12 protein-coding genes and 1 riboswitch are annotated in these 18,388 nt (G+C 45.4%); all 12 genes read left to right on the forward strand.

Going from position 1 to position 18,388, the window contains the following annotated elements; all coding sequences use genetic code 11:
* The first annotated feature begins 306 nt into the window (after positions 1–306).
* The gene (locus M1K46_RS07240; protein ID WP_256225521.1) at positions 307–978 is read left to right on the forward strand and encodes an N-acetylmuramoyl-L-alanine amidase; all 672 of its coding nucleotides are present in this window, start codon (positions 307–309) and stop codon (positions 976–978) included.
* Between the two features lie 84 nt (positions 979–1,062).
* Positions 1,063–1,185, forward strand: a complete 123-nt coding sequence (locus M1K46_RS07245) for a hypothetical protein (RefSeq protein ID WP_256225522.1) — start codon at positions 1,063–1,065, stop codon at positions 1,183–1,185.
* A 120-nt stretch (positions 1,186–1,305) separates the two neighbouring features.
* On the forward strand, positions 1,306–2,916 hold the full coding sequence (gene abc-f, locus M1K46_RS07250) for a ribosomal protection-like ABC-F family protein (RefSeq protein WP_256225523.1): 1,611 nt from the start codon (positions 1,306–1,308) through the stop codon (positions 2,914–2,916).
* Positions 2,917–3,297: 381 nt separating this feature from the next.
* Positions 3,298–3,546 (forward strand): STAS domain-containing protein, encoded by a 249-nt coding sequence (locus tag M1K46_RS07255; protein WP_375162187.1) that lies wholly within the window; start codon positions 3,298–3,300, stop codon positions 3,544–3,546.
* 113 nt (positions 3,547–3,659) lie between these two features.
* Positions 3,660–3,863 (forward strand): hypothetical protein, encoded by a 204-nt coding sequence (locus tag M1K46_RS07260; protein WP_062231269.1) that lies wholly within the window; start codon positions 3,660–3,662, stop codon positions 3,861–3,863.
* Between the two features lie 22 nt (positions 3,864–3,885).
* Positions 3,886–4,254, forward strand: coding sequence for a hypothetical protein (locus M1K46_RS07265; protein ID WP_053354828.1), 369 nt, complete (start codon positions 3,886–3,888; stop codon positions 4,252–4,254).
* A gap of 53 nt (positions 4,255–4,307) precedes the next feature.
* Entirely contained in the window at positions 4,308–4,946 is a 639-nt protein-coding gene (locus M1K46_RS07270) for a hypothetical protein (protein ID WP_062231270.1), read from the forward strand.
* A gap of 78 nt (positions 4,947–5,024) precedes the next feature.
* Positions 5,025–5,111: riboswitch (cyclic di-GMP riboswitch) on the forward strand.
* A 117-nt stretch (positions 5,112–5,228) separates the two neighbouring features.
* Positions 5,229–6,158 (forward strand): GGDEF domain-containing protein, encoded by a 930-nt coding sequence (locus M1K46_RS07275; protein WP_256225525.1) that lies wholly within the window; start codon positions 5,229–5,231, stop codon positions 6,156–6,158.
* Positions 6,159–6,286: 128 nt separating this feature from the next.
* Positions 6,287–9,787: a helicase-exonuclease AddAB subunit AddB gene (addB, locus tag M1K46_RS07280; RefSeq protein WP_256225526.1), complete on the forward strand. Its 3,501-nt coding sequence runs from the start codon at positions 6,287–6,289 to the stop codon at positions 9,785–9,787.
* Positions 9,780–13,541 carry a helicase-exonuclease AddAB subunit AddA gene (gene addA, locus M1K46_RS07285; RefSeq protein WP_256225527.1) on the forward strand — a complete coding sequence of 1,254 codons (3,762 nt, stop codon included), beginning with the start codon at positions 9,780–9,782 and terminating at the stop codon, positions 13,539–13,541. Before addB ends, addA begins: the two co-directional genes overlap by 8 nt.
* Before the next feature lie 31 nt (positions 13,542–13,572).
* On the forward strand, positions 13,573–14,748 hold the full coding sequence (locus tag M1K46_RS07290) for a metallophosphoesterase family protein (protein ID WP_256225528.1): 1,176 nt from the start codon (positions 13,573–13,575) through the stop codon (positions 14,746–14,748).
* The gene (locus M1K46_RS07295) at positions 14,745–18,146 is read left to right on the forward strand and encodes an SbcC/MukB-like Walker B domain-containing protein (RefSeq protein ID WP_256225529.1); all 3,402 of its coding nucleotides are present in this window, start codon (positions 14,745–14,747) and stop codon (positions 18,144–18,146) included. The genes M1K46_RS07290 and M1K46_RS07295 overlap by 4 nt, the downstream gene beginning before the upstream one ends.
* Positions 18,147–18,388 lie beyond the last annotated feature (242 nt).

An 18,388-nucleotide genomic window follows, 5' to 3' on the forward strand; every position in this document is an offset into this window, starting at 1 on the left:
ATATAGTATACTGTGGCGGCCATTTACTCAAACATTTATCTGTTATTGACACAAAGTTTCCTGTTTTGGAACTTCTTTTCTCGTTTCCGATATGGTACCCTCGATGTGGAAATGAAATAAGAATGAGGTTGGAAGATGAAAAACAGTACATTATGGTTTTTGCTGCTTGGAATTGGTTTTCTCGCAGGAATCATCTACTGGGTGTGGGTGTTCGCGGCGAATTAAAGGCGGAGGAGTTGTCTGTAAAGGCAGCTCCTTTTGTTTTTTTTTGCCTACTTATAGGTAAAAAGGAAATGAGGGATAGGTTTGATCGGGAATCGTTACAGTATCACTTCTATGCTGATTGATAAAAAGTGGAGGCACAGGCCTGGCGGCAACAGAATACCGAGGTACGCGGTTGCCCATGATACTGGAAATGAAGGCTCCACTGCCCTGCAAAATTTCAACTATTTTAACAGCAGGCATTTAGCCGCTTCTGCTCATGTATTTATTGATGATCAGGACATCCTGATCATCATCCCGCTGCGCGAGAAAGCCTGGCATATCAGAAGACAGGTGTCTGATGCGAACGACTGGGCTATAGGAGTGGAGCTATGCTACGGCGGAAAGATTTCATGGGTAGAAGCATACAAACGATATGTCTGGTTTTTTTCCTGGCTTTGCCAAACCTATGAATGGAATCCCACTCTGCATATTAAAGGACATTTTCAGCTGGATCCCGGCAGGCGGAAAGACCCTGTGAACGCGTTAAAAAGGAACGGGAAGAGTTTTGAAGATTTTCTTCAGGATGTAAAAGATCAATTGGAAAGCATAAAAAGTAAAGGAGAAGGCGTGCATCGGGTTAACGAAAAAAAGCATGACAGGCTCTATCGTGTCCAAATTGGCTGTTTTAAACAAAAAGGGAATGCAGAAGAGGCAGCACGGAAAGCCATTAAAGCAGGATTTGATGCGATTATTCATGTGGATGAATCTTCATAAAATGGCGCGCTGCCTATTGCAATACAAAATTTAAAAATGGTATAATTGGAACAAATATACTTTTGGATGAAAGGAGGGGTAGGAATGCTGAATGGTGTACGTTGTATGGTGGATTGGCTGACGGTTGAAGTACGCTCTATTACACATGTAATAGCTGTCAACGGGAGAAGTCTGTCCAAATTTCATACAACATTAGTGCATCAGTAAGTTTTCCATACCCATTCCTCATCAACGGATCAACCATGGGCAGGTATGCTTGCCCATGGTTTTTTGTGTTTTAATTTATTTGAAGAATGGGTAACCACCAAATTTGAGGAGTGTTTACCTATGATTATTTGTTCCGCGAACGGACTCACAAAAAGCTTCGGAGGACATACCGTATTTAATAATTTATCTCTGGAAATCCATAGCACAGACCGGATAGGCCTGATCGGGCGTAACGGAACCGGAAAAAGTACATTATTTAAACTGCTTGCGGGTACAGAGCATCCGGACGAAGGAAGTGTTCATCTCAAGAAAGGATCGGCGGCAGGCTATTTGGAGCAGGTGCCGGTCCGATCGGATAATGCCTCGGTTTATGAGGTGTTTATGCAGTCCTTTTCTGAACTTCATGAAATTCAAGAAAAAATACATGCTCTGACTGCAAAAATGAGTGAGACTCCAAACGAAAAACAGCTGGATAAATGGCTGAATCAGCTATATGGTTTGCAGGAGACATATGAAGAAATGGGGGGGTATTCCATCGAATCCAAGATTAACGGAATCGTAAAAGGCCTCGGTCTTGAAGCTGTAAAAGACCAGCCATTCTCTTCCATCAGCGGAGGCGAAAAGACAAAGGCAGGGCTCGGATGCCTGCTTCTGAAGGAGCCGGATCTGCTTTTGCTTGATGAACCGACCAACCATCTTGATTTAAGTACGATGGAATGGCTTGAAGACTATTTGCTGAAATACAAGGGGGCTGTCGTCATCATCTCCCATGACCGCTATTTCCTGGATCGTACCGTGAACAAAATTTATGATCTGGAAGACGGAGAAGTGATCCTCTATCACGGGAATTACAGTGCTTTTTCAGCTGAAAAAGAAAAACGCCTGCTTGCTGAATTTGCTCAGTATCAGGAACAGCAAAAAAGAATAAAAAAAATGCAGGAGGCCATTAAGCGTCTGCGCGACTGGGCGATCAGGGGTGACAATGGCGATCTTCACAGACGGGCCCGCAGCATGGAACGGGCTATAGAAAGGATGCAGAAAATCAAACGTCCGTTACTTAACCGCAGAAAGACAGAAATCTCGTTTCAGATGAAGGATCGAAGCGGAAAAGAAGTCCTTTCTATGCTGGATGTGACGGCAAGCTATCCTGGCAGGGAAATACTGAAACAAGTTGATCTTTTTATCCGTTTTGGTGAAAAGGTTGCAATTGTAGGCAACAATGGGACAGGAAAGTCTACCTTGTTAAAAGCGATCTTAGGGGAGCAGGAAGTCACTGGTCTTATCGAGATTGGAAGATCCGTTAAACTTGGATACCTTTCCCAGACCGGACTGAACAGTCACCCGGATGAAACGGTATTGTCTGCTTTTCGTGAAGCTGTTCCTGTTGATGAAGGGGCAGCAAGGCATTTGCTTGCCAAGTTTTTATTTTATGGACAGTCCGTGTTCAAGAAGGTGAGGGATTTAAGCGGAGGAGAGAATACCCGCCTTCGCTTTGCACAGCTAGTCCACCAGGATGTTAATCTGCTGCTGCTTGATGAGCCGACCAACCATCTGGATATTGATTCACGTGAAGTCCTGGAGGATGCTCTGGAAGAATATAACGGAACTGTCGTAGCTGTCTCGCATGACCGGTACTTCTTAAATAAGCTCTTCAACCGTGTGGCCTGGGTGCATGAAGGAGAGATCAAAGAATATTTAGGCACTTATGATGAGGCTCGTCGTCAAAGGTAGGAAATCGTTTATTGTAAGCCTTCTATAGTGTATGATGATAGGACAATATAAACGATATGAGGGGTAGACGATGGACAAGAACTTAAGAGCTCTAGGAGACACATTATTCTGCTGAGGCCGTAACGCAGAATCGGATAAAGAATGGGATCAATCCGCCGAATGACCAGCAAAAGCAGCTTTTAATCGATTGGCGCATCGAACTGTTTCAATTCATCGGTGAAGCATTATTCTCAAACCTCGAACAATCAGAAAAAAGATTTTTAGAATGGGGAAAAAAAAGCGGGGAAATTGCGGTAGAAATCAATTTGTCCCTTGATACAGCCCTCGATTCTACACGGCTTTACCGGACGATCATCTGGGGAAATCGCTCTTAATGAATGTATGGAGATGCAGATTGAGCACCTTTATATTGATTTATCAGGTGTTCCAATCATTGACACGATGGTCGCCCATAACCTTTTTCAAGTGATTACATCCTTAAAGCTTCTCGGTGTGGAGGTAACATTGACAGGCATGCGGCCAGAACTTGCTCAGACCGTTGTTGCTCTGGGAATTAGCTTTGAGGGATTTTCCATCGCAGGAAGCCTTCATCAGGCACTGGGACAGAAAGGATTATTGCAAAGCGTGTAATAATATTAGGGTTTATGCCTATCCTTACTAAGGGTAGGCATATTTTTCTAGTTGCATAAAGAACGTTTGTTCGCATATACTGTGAATAAATAAATGGTAAGGCGGTGGCTAAAATGAATCGATTGCTGATGCGTTGTGTGTCTGAACGTTCTCCCTTTATGATGATCTATCAGTCTGGCGGCGGGCAGTTTACTAAGCGTTACGTTTTTCCGGTTTCTTGTGAAGGAGAAACGTTAACCGCCTATTGCTGTCTTCGAAAACAAATCCGTACGTTTAAGCTGTCTAATATTTTGTCGGTTGCCGGAAAAACGGGTTGAACGGCGATCGGGAGGAACAAAAATGTTATATGGCGATGAAAGAGATCGTATACTAGTAGATAAATATATTATGTATCCTATGCTGCTCACCATCTTTAACCGTGATTTAAAAGTGATAGCCGTTTCTCCTTTCAAATTAAGGCAGCCGTATGTCACCCTCATCGAGAACGTGATGAATGCCATCAGTTTTGAATTAAGAGATGTGAAAAAAGAAATGATGGCCCGTAAAATTAAAGTAACGGATGGAAGGCCAGTGGATGACATCACAGAATATCAGATTTTTATCCGGGGATATCAGGAAGTCATGAGATTCCCGAACGTCCATCTTCGAAATAAAGCAGAATTGCTGATGAAACATTTTCTTTTTGGTACGATGATAGAGCGCAAATAGCAAAGCTGTTCAAAGCTTTCGGCGAGAGACTTAGGAATCGGGCCAGGTGAATCATGAAAAAGTATACAGAGTTATCAGAGGAGTTAACACAAGAAGTAAAAATAATTAGCAGGAATCCCGGTGATCCTGTGGAAGTTCTGTTCGCTCCTCAACCGTGGGAGCTTCTGGGCTGCGGCAATTATGCTGCCGTTTTCGTCCATCCTGATTTCCCTGACCAAGTCGTTAAGATTTACGGCAGAAATCATGAAGACCTGCTTGAAGAGATATCTGTTTACCGGCAGCTGGGTGAGCACCCTGGATATTCACGCTGTTACGGATATGGAGAACGCCACTTGATCCTAAAGCGAATCGAAGGAATAACACTTTATGATTGCCTGCATAAAGGGGTGAAAATTTCCGAAAACGTGATTCGTGACGTGGATGAAGCACTGTGCTATGCTCGAAACCGCGGCCTTTTTCCCCGGGATGTTCACGGGAAAAATGTAATGATTTCTAATGGGCGGGGAATCATTGTGGATGTTTCAGATTTTTGCAAGAAAGAGGAATGCTATAAATGGAAAGATTTAAGAAAGGCTTATTATAAAATCTATCAGCCGTTCTTTTATAGATTCCCTCTTAGAGTTCCTTATCCGGTGCTGAATGGTGTACGAGTCGGCTATCGATGGTACAAAAGATGGAAAACGAAAAAATAGGTCTAAGGTTCGTGTTTGATGTTGGTAAAAATAGGTTATATGGTATATAATTACTATATTGGATAAATAGAAGAGACCTTTGTCTCAGAGCAAACCATCTGAAAAGGTGGGACGCAAAGCCGCGGGCCTAATGTTTGTAAAAACTATGGCAGCCGGGTTGCCAAAGGGGAAAGAGCGATTTCCCTGCAGGGGAGATGGCTTTTTTGTTATGTTCGGCCAAATACATCTTGTTCTAAAGCCGGTCACTTCTTAAATACTATATTGAATAGAGGGATCCAACCTATGCCAGAAACGGACATTGCCGACCTCAAAAGCCGTCTTTATAACCTTCATATCGAATCCATTCCCAGCATTATCGAGAGGCACCTTCTTCATCTGGAAAAGAATGAACTGTTTGTTCCCTTCCTGACCTATACAGATTCAGAATACCAGATGCATCTTAAATGGATGTTAACTGCCTTGATAAAAGGCATTTTTATACATAATGAAGAATTTAACTCCTGCATGGAACGAATTGAAGATCGGGGTTTCAAGCAGGGACATGATTTTGCCGGGCAAAGGGCTATCCCCCATCAGCTCCTTCCTCTTTTAGCAAAGAGTCTGAGGCAGGCGGGCAACAGTGTTATTCAGAACCTGATTAAGGAAGAAACAGCTGAAAACAAACTGTTTTTCCTGGAGAGATGGGGACATGCTGCCAATTCTTTAATGATCGGGGTTTTAAGCGGTTATTTTTCAAAGCAAGTAACCGATCTGAAAGAGCTGAGCATCAGAGACCCATTAACAAACCTATATAACAGGCGCTACTTTTATCATTGCCTGGAAACAGAGGTCCTGAAGGCAAAAAGGGGCCAATATCCACTGTCACTGATTATGATGGACATCAATGATTTTAAAGAGATCAATGACCAGTTCGGCCATCATATGGGAGACGAGCTGCTGCAGCAGATCGCTTTCTTTGCGGAAAAGCTGAAAATGGATCTCGGCTTTCGGTTTGGAGGCGACGAGTTTGTATTCTTGATTCCCGGCCATACTGAACAAACGGCCTATAAGCTGGCCGGCCAGATTGATCTGTATTTGCGTTCGTGGAATGAAAAGGTCTCGCTGGCCTATGGAACCATTTGCCTTCATGCGGATGCGGTTGACAATATTGATCATTACCTGCGTCTTGCGGATGAAAGAATGTACATGAATAAAAGAAACATAAAGCAATAATGAATAGAATGTTCAGTGCCTGCCTTGTTCCAGTTAAAGGCAGGCTTTTCTGCAGTCGTTATCATTCTTTTACATACTGTTTTATGAGATAATAGGTTTAAGATTATTAGGTTGACAGAGGTGAGGATATGAGTTTGCGCTTTATTCTTGGAAGAGCCGGAAGCGGAAAGAGTGACCGCAGTTTAAGCGAGATCAGAGAGTCTCTTTTTGCAAATCCGGAGGGAAAACCCATTATCTATTTGGTGCCCGATCAGATGACATTTCAATCCGAATATGAGTTGGCAAAGACACCTGGCCTCGAAGGAATGATGCGTGCCCAGGTGTTCAGTTTTTCCCGTCTGGCATGGAAAGTCCTCGGTGATGTCGGAGGGATGACCAGACTTCATATTACAAGTGTCGGAATGAACATGATGCTCAGAAAAATAATAGAAAACAAAAAACAGGATCTAAAGGTATTTAAAAAAGCGTCAGATCAGAATGGATTCTATGAACTTATGGAAAATATGATCACTGAATTCAAGCGATACTGCGTGGATGCCGAGCAGCTCGACTGGAACGCTCAGACGCTGCTGCAATTTAACAGCGACGCAAAAGGAACTGTTCTTCAGGACAAGCTTACGGACCTCGCCCTGATCTACGGAGAATTAGAAAAAGCATTGGTTCATAAATACGTGGATACCGAGGATTATTTAAGGCTGCTGGCAGAGAAGATTCCTTATTCAGAGTATATAAAAGAGGCTGAATTCTACATAGACGGTTTTCACCAGTTCACGCTGCAGGAACTTGAAGTCATTCGGATGCTGCTGAAACATGCAGATCATGTAACAGTTGCCCTGACTCTTGATTCATACGAAAGTGCTGGACATCCCCATGAGCTTGATCTGTTCTATACTCCGAAAAATACACTTCTCTCCATTAAAAAAATAGCACAGGAAGAGGGTGTGTTTGAAAGAGAGCCGGTTATTCTGGAAAAAACGCCAAGGTTCAGCGGTACACCGTCTCTGGCTCATTTAGAAAGCCAGTTCGACCGCAGGCCAGCTATGGAATTTGATGCGCCAAACGGTATTTCTGTTCAATCTGCCGTTAATCGGAGAACGGAAATCGAGGCCGCTGCCAGGGAGATCATCCGCCTTGTCCGTGATGAAAACTACCGATACAGGGAGATCGCCCTCTCCATTCGAAACATGAATGATTATTACGAACTGATTGAAACGGTCTTTGAGGAATATGAAATTCCCGTCTTTTTAGATCAGAAGAAACCGATGCTTCACCATCCACTCGTTGAATTGATACGGTCGTCGCTGGAAGCTGTGACAAGCAACTGGCGGTACGAATCGGTTTTCCGTGCTGTAAAAACAGATCTGCTTTATCCTGTAGACAGTGATTTTTCATGGGCAGAACTTCGCCATGAAATGGATGAACTGGAGAATTTTGTGCTCGCATACGGCATTCAGGGATATCGCTGGATAGAGAAGAAGCCGTGGAAGGTGCAGCGTTTTCAGGCGCTGGAAGAACATGAATTCGTCCAGACAGATGAGGAAAAAGAAAAGCAGGAGCGGCTGAACGAAGTCAGGCATATGGTTGCGTCTCCGCTGGACAAACTTTCACATGACTTGAAAAACGCGGACAATGTCCGGGGGTTCTGTGAGGTGCTGTTTCTTTATCTTGAACGTCTGCATATCCCGATGAAGCTTGAACGTCTCAGTCAAAGAGCACAGCAGGAAGGCAAGCTCAGGATTGCGCGAGAACATGATCAGGTCTGGGATGCAGTCGTAGAGCTTCTAGATGAGATGGTAGAGATTACGGGTGAAGAAAGCATCAAGCTTGATCTATGGATCAAAATGCTGGATACAGGCTTAGAAAGCCTAAAGTTTGCCCTCGTACCTCCTGCCCTCGATCAGGTGCTCGCCGGAACGATGGACCGCTCCCGTTACTCAGGCGTAAAATGCCACTTCATATTGGGTGTCAATGACGGGATTCTGCCGGCAAAGCCGAAGGAGGAAGGAATACTTTCAGAAGATGACAGGAATGTTCTTGAAAAGAACGGCCTGCCTCTTGCTCCTGGTTCAAGAAGGCAGCTTTTAGATGAACAATTCCTCATCTATCTTTCACTGGCGAATGCCACAGACAAGCTGTATATCTCTTATCCGCTGGCAGATGAGGAGGGGAAGAATCTGCTTCCTTCCATGGTGATCGGCAGGGTGAAATCACTGTTCCCTGGACTTAAAGAAGAATTGATTCAAAGCGATCCGGAAAACGGCAACGATTTGGCTTATATCCAGCATCCTCAAAAGGCGATTTCCTATCTCAATACCCAGCTGCGTGAATGGAAGAAAGGCTATCCCATCTCAGGGGTTTGGTGGGATGTTTACAATTGGGCTACCGTTCAGGATAGGTGGAAATGGCTGGGAGAAACCGTGCTGGGAAGTCTATTTTATTTTAATCAGGAAAACAACCTCACACCGGCTGTAACGAAAGAGTTATACGGAAATGAGATTACGGCCAGCGTTTCAAGGATGGAACTGCACCAGTCATGTCCTTTTTCACAGTTTCTTTCCTATGGGCTGAAGCTACAGGAAAGAAAGCTGTATAGATTGGAAGCACCTGATATCGGTCAGCTGTTTCATGCTGCTCTAAAGAACATGGATGATTTTCTGGGCTCCAACCACATGAGCTGGCGCGATCTTTCCATGAAGGATTGTTACCGCATTGCGGGAGACATGGTGGAAAGCCTCGCATTAAAACTTCAGAGCCAGATCTTGCTCAGTACGAAACGCCATTTATATATAAAGAGCAAATTAAAGGATATTGTCGGCAGAGCGTCCCATATGTTAAGCGAGCATGCGCGAGCCAGCGGCTTTGCTCCAATCGGCCTTGAACTGGGGTTCGGCAAACAGCAGCCCCTTCCGCCGCTTAAATATCAATTGCCAAACGGCACAACCATGGAGATTATCGGAAGAATTGACCGTGTGGATTCCGCCGAAGGGTCAGACGGACTGATGTTAAGAATCATTGATTATAAATCAAGCTCGACAGGGTTAAACCTCTCAGAAGTTTATTATGGGATCGCCCTGCAGATGCTTACGTATCTTGATGTTGTCATCAGCCACTCCAAACAATGGCTCGGAAGGGAAGCACACCCGGCCGGTGTTCTGTATTTCCACATCCATAACCCATTAGTTTCAAACAAAAAGCTGCTGACGCTTGAAGAGGTGCAGCACGAACTTTACAAGAAGTTCAAGATGAAAGGCTTGGTGCTGGCAGATACTGAGACGGTGCAATTGATGGATACGGTCTTTGAAAAGAAATCAGATATCATACCTGTTTCCATTACTTCGAAAGGTTTTCATCCTACTCACTCATCTGTAGCAACCGAGGAAGAGTTTTCAACGATGACGAATTATGTTCGAAAGGTCATTAAGGATGTCGGCACAGACATTACGGAAGGGGTCATAGATATCTCCCCTTATCAAATGAAAAGTAAAGTGCCATGTACCTTCTGCTCCTATCGTTCGGTATGCCAGTTCGACCAGTCGCTCGAAGAAAATCAATACAGGCTGTTAAAAGACGAAAGTGATGAGAATATATTAGCCAAAATGAACGAGGAAGGAGGAAGCAGCGATGATTAAAATAGCAGAAAAGCCCGCAGACAGCTTATGGACAGATGACCAGTGGCAAGCGATTCAATCGAGAGGGCAGGATATTCTTGTTGCTGCTGCAGCAGGATCGGGAAAGACAGCCGTGCTTGTTGAGCGGATTATTTCGATGATCAGAAAAGAAATCGCTGATGTCGACAGACTGCTCATCGTTACATTTACAAACGCCGCCGCTGCTGAGATGCGAAAAAGGATAGGAGATGCGATTGAAAAAGAGCTTTCTCTGCATCCGGCCTCGCTCCATCTGCGAAGGCAGCTCGGTTTGCTGAATAAAGCCTCCATTTCCACGCTTCACTCCTTTTGTATTGAAGTACTGAGAAAGTATTATTATCAGATCGATCTGGATCCGGGCTTTAGGATTGCCGATGACACCGAAGCAGAATTAATCAGGCAGGAAGTATTGGAAAATCTGTTTGAAGAAGAGTACAGCAAGGGAGAGGGCCATGCGTTCTTTGATGTGGTTGATGCATACAGTTCAGATCGGAATGATATTGAACTGCAGCGCCTTATTCTAAAGCTCTATGATTTTTCAAGAAGCCATCCTGAACCGGCACAATGGCTGCAGCAAATGGCGGCTCAGTATGATGCTGGTGAAGTGGCGATAATCGATGATCTGCCTTGGACGAAAGAGCTGCTGGAAGATGTGGCGATGCAGCTGAAAGGCTTAGGAACCGTGCTTGAACGTGCACTTGACACAGCACGGTCTCCTGAAGGACCTGCCGCATACGGAGAAACGATTGAAAACGATCTGGTTTTTGTAAAGCGCCTTGAAGCCGCTGCAGTCTTATCCTGGCAAGAGCTTTATGACGTGTTTCAATCCGGTGCTTTTGCAACGATGAAACAGGTGCGCGGAAAAGAGGTGGATCCTGTTCTCAAAGAAAAAGTAAAGAAGATGCGGGACCAGGTAAAAAAGAAAGTCTCTCAAATTAAAGAAGATCTGTTCAGCAGGCCGCCGGAGTCGTATGTGATTCACTTGCAGGAGATGGCCCCGGTTGTAAAATATCTCGCAGAACTGGTTCAAGAGTTTGGCCGCCGTTTTTTAAAAGAAAAGCAGGAAAAGGGGTTGCTTGATTTTGGGGATCTTGAACATTTTTGCCTGGAGATCTTGAGCGCGCCTTCTTCAACAGTTGAGAACCCTGTACCTTCTTCTGCAGCGCTTGAATACAGAAACCGTTTTGTAGAGGTTCTGGTTGACGAGTATCAGGACACGAACCTCGTGCAGGAAACCATTGTCAGGCTGGTCAGCAAAGGAAAAGGAGAACAAGGGAACCTGTTTATGGTCGGGGATGTGAAGCAGAGCATTTATCGTTTCCGCTTGGCTGAACCAGGACTTTTCTTATCGAAATACAAGCAATTTTCCAAGCAGGGTGATGGAGGAAACGGACTGCGGATCGACCTGGCCAAAAACTTCAGGAGCCGTTCGGAAGTACTTGATGCTGCTAACTATATTTTTAAGCAGATCATGAATGAGTCTGTTGGCGAAATCGCATACAGCAAGGAAGCTGAACTTTCTTTTGGTGCAAATTATTATCCGGAAACCGCTAAAGTGGAAGCAGAACTTCTGCTCATCAATAAAAGTTCCCCTGTACTTGATGAAGAGGGTGAGGCGACCGGTGAAAGCGAGAAATCGGACAGTGAAACAGTACTGCTTGAAGCAAGGGTAATGGCAGAGAAAATTAAACAGCTGATCGGCACAGAGAGTAATGCCTCTTATCAGGTTCTTGATAAGACAACAGGAAACATGAGGCCGGTAAAATATAAAGATATCGTTATTCTGCTCCGTGCAACGAGCTCCTGGGCTCCCATCATCCTGGAAGAGTTCAAGCGCCAGGGCATCCCTTCTTACGCGGAGCTTTCTAGCGGGTATTTCGAAGCTGTGGAAGTCAACATTATGCTTTCCCTGTTAAAAGTCGTTGATAACCCGCTGCAGGATATCCCGATCGCTTCTGTACTGCGTTCTCCAATTGTAGGGTTCACCGGGGATGAAATGGCCGCTGTCCGGCTGGCAGATAAAAAAGGCACCTATTTTGACGCAGTGACAGAATACATCGCCACCGGAGAAGATGAAAACATCATCAGCCGGCTGCAGCACTTTACGAAGAAGCTCGGTCAGTGGCGTGAAACCGCGAGACAAGGTTCTCTCGCAGAATTAATTTGGAGAATCTACCGGGAAACGGGCTATTTTGATTTCGTAGGGGGCCTTCCTGGTGGCAAACAGCGGCAGGCTAACCTTCGTGCGCTATACGACCGGGCAAGGCAATACGAAAAAACATCGTTCCGCGGGCTCTTCCGATTTCTTCGATTTATCGAACGGATGCAGGACCGCGGGAAGGACCTGGGTGCGGCCCGTGCACTTGGAGAACAGGAAGATGTCGTGCGGGTAATGACGATTCATAAGAGTAAGGGTCTGGAATTCCCGGTTGTTTTTGCAGCGGGGTTAAATAAACAGTTTAATACGATGGACCTGAAGGAGAGCGTTCTTCTGCATAAAGAACTCGGGCTTGGCACACGGTATATTAATCCGAGATTCAGGGTGGCCTATCCTACGCTTCCGCAGCTAGCGATTCAGCGCAGAAAGAAAATGGAGCTGCTGGCAGAAGAGATGAGGGTATTGTATGTCGCCTTAACACGGGCGAAAGAAAAGCTTTATCTGCTGGGGACACTCAACGATCTGGAGAAGTCCGTCAATCAATGGGGAGAAGCACTGGGAAGCGAAGAATGGCTTCTCCCGGACTATGACCGCTCACAGGCAAAAAGCTATTTGGACTGGATTGGCCGCGCGGTAATCAGACACAAAGACAGCGGCGATCTGAGAAACCATTTGCAAAGTGCAGAACATGGAAGAGGCGAAACCTATATTGACCCGGCGAAGTGGCGGATCGATATCTTTGATGCTGCGGATTATGAAGAAGAACACGAAGGCAGAAAAATTCTTCAGGAAGAAATTCTATCAGCTATTAAAGAATACAAGTCTGTCGATCTCGGTTCTGAGGAAAAAGAAGAAGCAGAACGGCGTCTGAACTGGGAATATGGCTACAAACTATCGACGGCGACTTTATCGAAGCAGTCGGTCACCGAAATTAAAAAACAGTATCAGTTCCTCGATGAGTACAGCGATCGTCCGTTGGCTGGCGGCTTTTCGTCGGCAAATGCGAGCAGGCCTAGGTTTATGCAGGAAAAAACGCTGACAGCGGCAGAACGGGGAACGGCCATGCATGCTGTTATGCAGCATATTGATCTGTCCTTGCAGGCTGAACCCGAACAGATTAAAGAGCTGCTTGCAAAAATGGTGAACAAGGAACTTTTAACAGACGAACAGGCTGCTCATATTGACTTTGGCGCCATTTCCAGATTCTTTGAAACCGACATTGGAAAAAGGGTAAGCCAGGCACCAAACATCATAAGAGAGATGCCGTTCAGCATGGCGCTCCCCGTGGAGGAAGCCGCGTTGACATGGCAGGGTACAGCCAAGGAAACTATTCTTGTACAAGGTGTTATCGATTGTATGATTGCAGAAGAAGATGGGTTTATTTTGATAGATTATAAGTCGGATACCATCAGCAACCGCTTTGCCGGAGGATTTGATGGAGCGAAGCAGATATTGCTTGAACGGTATCGTGTGCAGCTGGAGCTATATGGAAAAGCGATAGAGCGGATCTTAAAGAAGCCGGTTAAAGAGAGTTATTTGTATTTCTTTGACGGAGGCCATTTATTGCAAGTGAAATAGAGTGGCAAAAGAAAGAAAAGGAGGGAGCAGAATGAGGCTGCTTCACACGGCAGATTGGCATTTGGGAAGAACACTGGAAGGGCGCAGCAGACTGGAAGAACAGCAGCAGTTTCTCGATGAACTGGTCAGCATCGCAGAGGAAGAAAAAGTAGATGCAGTGATCATGGCGGGTGATGTGTTTGATACAGTCAACCCGCCGGCTGCAGCGGAACAGATGTTTTATGATACGATGGCACGGCTGAGCGATAAAGGAAAACGGCATGTGATCGCCATTGCGGGAAATCATGACCATCCTGACCGTCTTTCCGCTTCCTCACCCCTTGCAGGAAATCTCGGCATTACACTTGTCGGGCTGCCTGGGACGGAAATGTATTCATATGGCATTAAGCGCACACAGGAGAAATTGAATGTCTGTGCTTTGCCTTACCCCTCAGAATCAAGATTAAGAGAAATGCTTTCTGATTCCGGAGAAGAACTGCAGTTACGAAATGAGTACGATAGCTGGGTCGGAAAATATTTTCAAATGATGTCGGGCCATTTTTCACCTGAATGCGTCAATATCGCGATGAGCCACTTATATGTTGCAGGCAGCAACGAGAGTGACTCAGAACGGCCAGTACATATAGGGGGAGCTTATACAGTCGCGGCTGAAACACTGCCGGAAGCTGCACAATACGTAGCTCTTGGCCATCTCCATCGGCCCCAGAACGTCAAGAGGGCCAAAACGGCCGCGCGGTATTCCGGTTCGCCGCTCAGTTACAGTTTTTCGGAAGCAGGCCACACGAAATCCGTCACTATTGTTGATGTTGAACCAGGTAAAGCTGCTGAGATAAAAGAGATTCCGCTGACATGCGGAAAGCCGCTGGTCGTCTATCAGGCAAAAGGAGTAGCAGAGGTTTACCGCTGGCTGGAGGAAGGGCTGAACAGCAGTGCCTGGGTGGATCTCTCTATCTCTGTGCAGGACAGCATCGCGATGGAAGATATACAATACATCAGAAAAGCCCATAAAGGCATTATTCATATCAAACCCATTTTTGAAAACAGCACTTCACAGGAAATGGCTGTACAGAAGAAGCTGCCCATCGACGAGCTGTTCAGTAAATTTTACGAACGTCAGACAGGCGGCGGTATTCCGGATGAAAAGGTGATGTCCTTTTTTCTCGAGCTGATTTCAGATGAAGAAGAGGAAAGGAGTGCTGCAGAATGAGGCCGATCTTATTGCAGGTGGCAGGTTTGCAAAGCTTTCGCGAAAAACAGAGCATCGATTTTGATACGCTGTGCGGGGGAGGGGTCTTCGGAATCTTCGGCCCAACCGGCAGCGGCAAATCCAGCATTCTTGATGCCATTACCCTTGCGCTGTATGGAAAAGTAGAACGGGCAGCTGGCGGCACACAGGGCATACTGAACCATGCCGAGGACACACTTTCTGTATCGTTTACATTTGAGCTTGGTGTTGGATCAGCTCCTTCACGGTATAAAATTGAACGGAACTATAAGCGGACGGGAGAGCACACGATTCGCACCAGCACATGCAGGCTGCTCGAAAAAGAGAATGATAGCTGGGTGGTCCATGCTGATAAAGAACGGGATGTAACACAGCAGGTGCAGCAGCTTCTTGGACTTACCATTGAAGATTTCACGCGTGCAGTTGTCCTGCCCCAAGGAAAATTTGCTGAGTTTTTATCGTTAAAGGGAGCAGAACGGAGACAGATGCTTCAGCGGCTGTTTCAGCTTGAAAAGTACGGAGACAGTTTAAACCAGAAATTAAAGAAACGTGTGGAAGAGGCAAAAGGGGTCAAGGATCATCTGTCTGCAGAGCAGGCGGGTCTTGGCGATGCCTCCAAGGAAGCCCTCAAGGATGCTGAGATGGCCTGGAATCAAGCTCAGCAAGAGGTAGCTTTAAAGAGGAAAGAGACAGAGGCACAAGAACAAAGCTACGAAAAAAACAGACAGATCTGGCAAGCACAGGTACAGCTGAAAGCTTTGGAAGAGGAAGAAGCACGGCTTCAAACAAATGCCGGCAGGATTCAAACCTTTGAACAAAAATTGCAGAACGCAAGGACTGCAGATCTGTTGATGCCCTATGGTGATGCCGCTGAAAAGGCCGAGCAAGAATGGGCTTATTATATAAAAAGAGAAGAAGAACTGCGCGTTCAGACCTATCAGGCGAAAGAACGGGCGGATGATACGGATCATAGGTATGAAGAAGCAAAAAAAGAAAAAGAGAACCAAGAACCGCTTCTGATCGCAAGGAAAGAACAGCTTCTTACAGCCATAGAAATGGAAAAAGAAGCGCGTTTGAAAAAGAAGAGCGCACAAGAAAAAAGGCAAATTCTAACAGAACAGAAGCAACAGCAGCGTTCGGTCCACAGCCAGCAGAAAGCGGCAGAAGAATTATTGCATAAAGCCATTAACCGGCAGAATGAACTGCAAATGCAGTTAAAAGCAACAAATGTTTCTTCCGCAGACAGAGAGAGGATTAACCGTGCAGCTGAGTATGCTTTGGAAATGGACTATACAGCCAAACAGTTCAGGGAAGCAAATGCAGCCTTTGATAAAACCATTAAACTCCTGGGTACAAACGAAGCCGAATCGGAGCGGCTGAACAAAAAGAAAAAACAGCTTGAAAACAAGATTCAGCAAACAGGAAACCGCATTCTTGCACTTTATAATGAGCTGTCCGATCTTCAGTATGGTCAAGAACTGATGACTCATACGGCCGAGGAAATGGAAGAGCAGCTCGTGTCTAAAAGAGAGCTGGACCAGGCGAAAGTCCTGGCGGCAAAACTTTCTGAACAGTTAATAGACGGTGAGCCATGCTTGGTTTGCGGATCACTGGACCATCCTCATCCAATGGAGCATTTTAAACCTGACGAAGAGGCAGCCGGACAGATCCAGCAGATGAAAGTGATACAAAGGGATTCAGCAGAATTGAAAAATGAAATTCTATTGATGAAAAACAGGATGGAACGGATGTCCGAAGATCTCCATCAATTTCTAGAGAAATCTGAAGCTGCAGCGGGCCTGATTTCTTCTCCATCAGAAAAGCAGATATCTCTTCATTCCCTTTCAGATCTAAATCAGCAGCTGCAGGCTGCAAAGGTGAGTGTCAAAGGATTGCGACAGGACATCCTTCAGATCGAAGATGAAACGAAAAGGATCCGCTCTGAGTTCCATGAATTATCTTCCGTTGAACATAAGGTAAATGCACAGCTTGATAATTTACAGAATGAAGCAGAGGAACGCAGGGAGAAGCTTGTTGAGCTGGAGTCTGCACTGAAGCAGCAGCAGACCGGTTGGAAAGAGCGTTTTCCAGACCTTCCTCCCGGCCAGGTAAAAGAAGAAAAAGAACGGGTACGGTCGCTGGATGCCCAGCGGGAGAAGATAGAAGAAGGTCTTCTAAAAGCAGTGCCTTTTATTGAAGAAAAAGAAAAAATTATCGAGGATTGCCGAAAACAGAGCATCGATATCGACCGCAGCATTACTAAGCTTGAAATAGAGCATAGCAGTCTGCTTCAGGAATACACGCGATTAAGTGAAAAGTCAGAACGAATTACGGGCGGACAGGATGCGGAGGCTTATCTTCAGCAGACTGAGCAAAAACTCAGCAGTCTTTCGGAACAAGTGACACAGCTTGAAGCACAAAGAAAAGCGGCCTTGGATCATTATCATACAAAGGATAAAGAATGGCGTTCTGCTTTGGATGCAAAAGAAAAAAGTGAACAAAGAAAAGAAGAATGTCTTATCGGATGGGAAAAAAAAAGAAAGTCTTCGCAGTTTGAATCACTGGAGAAATTAAGAGAATGCATGGCATCTGAACAGGTTCAGAAATCATGGAAGTCAGAGATTGATGTGTATTATGATCAATGCAAACGGACGGAATCAGAGAAACGAAAAATAGCAAATGAATTAAATGGAGCATTGTTGACGAAGGAGCAATGGGATGAAATCACCGCTTCTTTACAGCGTGTTAAGGAAGAGCTTCAGACCTCCATTCAGAAGATGGGAGAAGCAGGACAGTATCATAAGGACCTGGAAATGAGACATGTCCGCTACAATGAGCTTGAAACAGAAAAAAGAGAAGTGGAAGAACAGCTTAAAACTCTCGGTAAACTGCAAGCCGTCTTCAGAGGCAACAGCTTTGTTGAATATGTTGCAGAAGAGCAGCTTGTTCAAGTAAGCCTTGATGCTTCAAACCGTCTTGCCCAGCTAACCCGCGGCAGGTATGCGATTGAAGTGGACTCGTATAATGGATTTGTCATCCGAGATGATGCGAACGGCGGTGTTAAAAGACCTGTTTCAACGCTATCCGGTGGTGAAACGTTCCTGACGTCCCTTGCGTTGGCGCTTTCCTTGTCCACACAGATCCAGCTTAGAGGGAAATATCCGCTTGAGTTTTTCTTCTTGGATGAAGGGTTCGGCACGCTCGATCAGGAGCTGCTGGACACGGTCGTCACGGCATTGGAAAAGCTTCATACAAACGCTTTGTCAGTCGGCATCATTTCTCATGTGCCGGAACTCAAAGCAAGATTAACGAAGAAATTGATTGTCACCCCTGCTAATGCCGAAGGAAATGGCAGCCGGACAGCAATTGAAAATACGTAAAAAAATGCGTTCCGATTTAGGAACGCGTTTTTTTAGTAGATGATCCCGTGATCCACGATATTCACAGTGACCTTCGCGGATAGAGCAATTTGGGGAAAGTCCTTCTCCCAATCGGTTTTTTTCCAGATCTGAATGAAAGGCGTTCAGCTCTCGGCCGATGCCAATCGTGTAAGAATTTGCCTTTTAAAATCATTCGGAATAGAGGGTTTTGTAAAAATAAAAATACGTTATTTGCCAAATCA

Source organism: Fictibacillus sp. WQ 8-8 (genome assembly GCF_024494405.1).
GTDB lineage: Bacteria > Bacillota > Bacilli > Bacillales > Fictibacillaceae > Fictibacillus_C > Fictibacillus_C marinisediminis.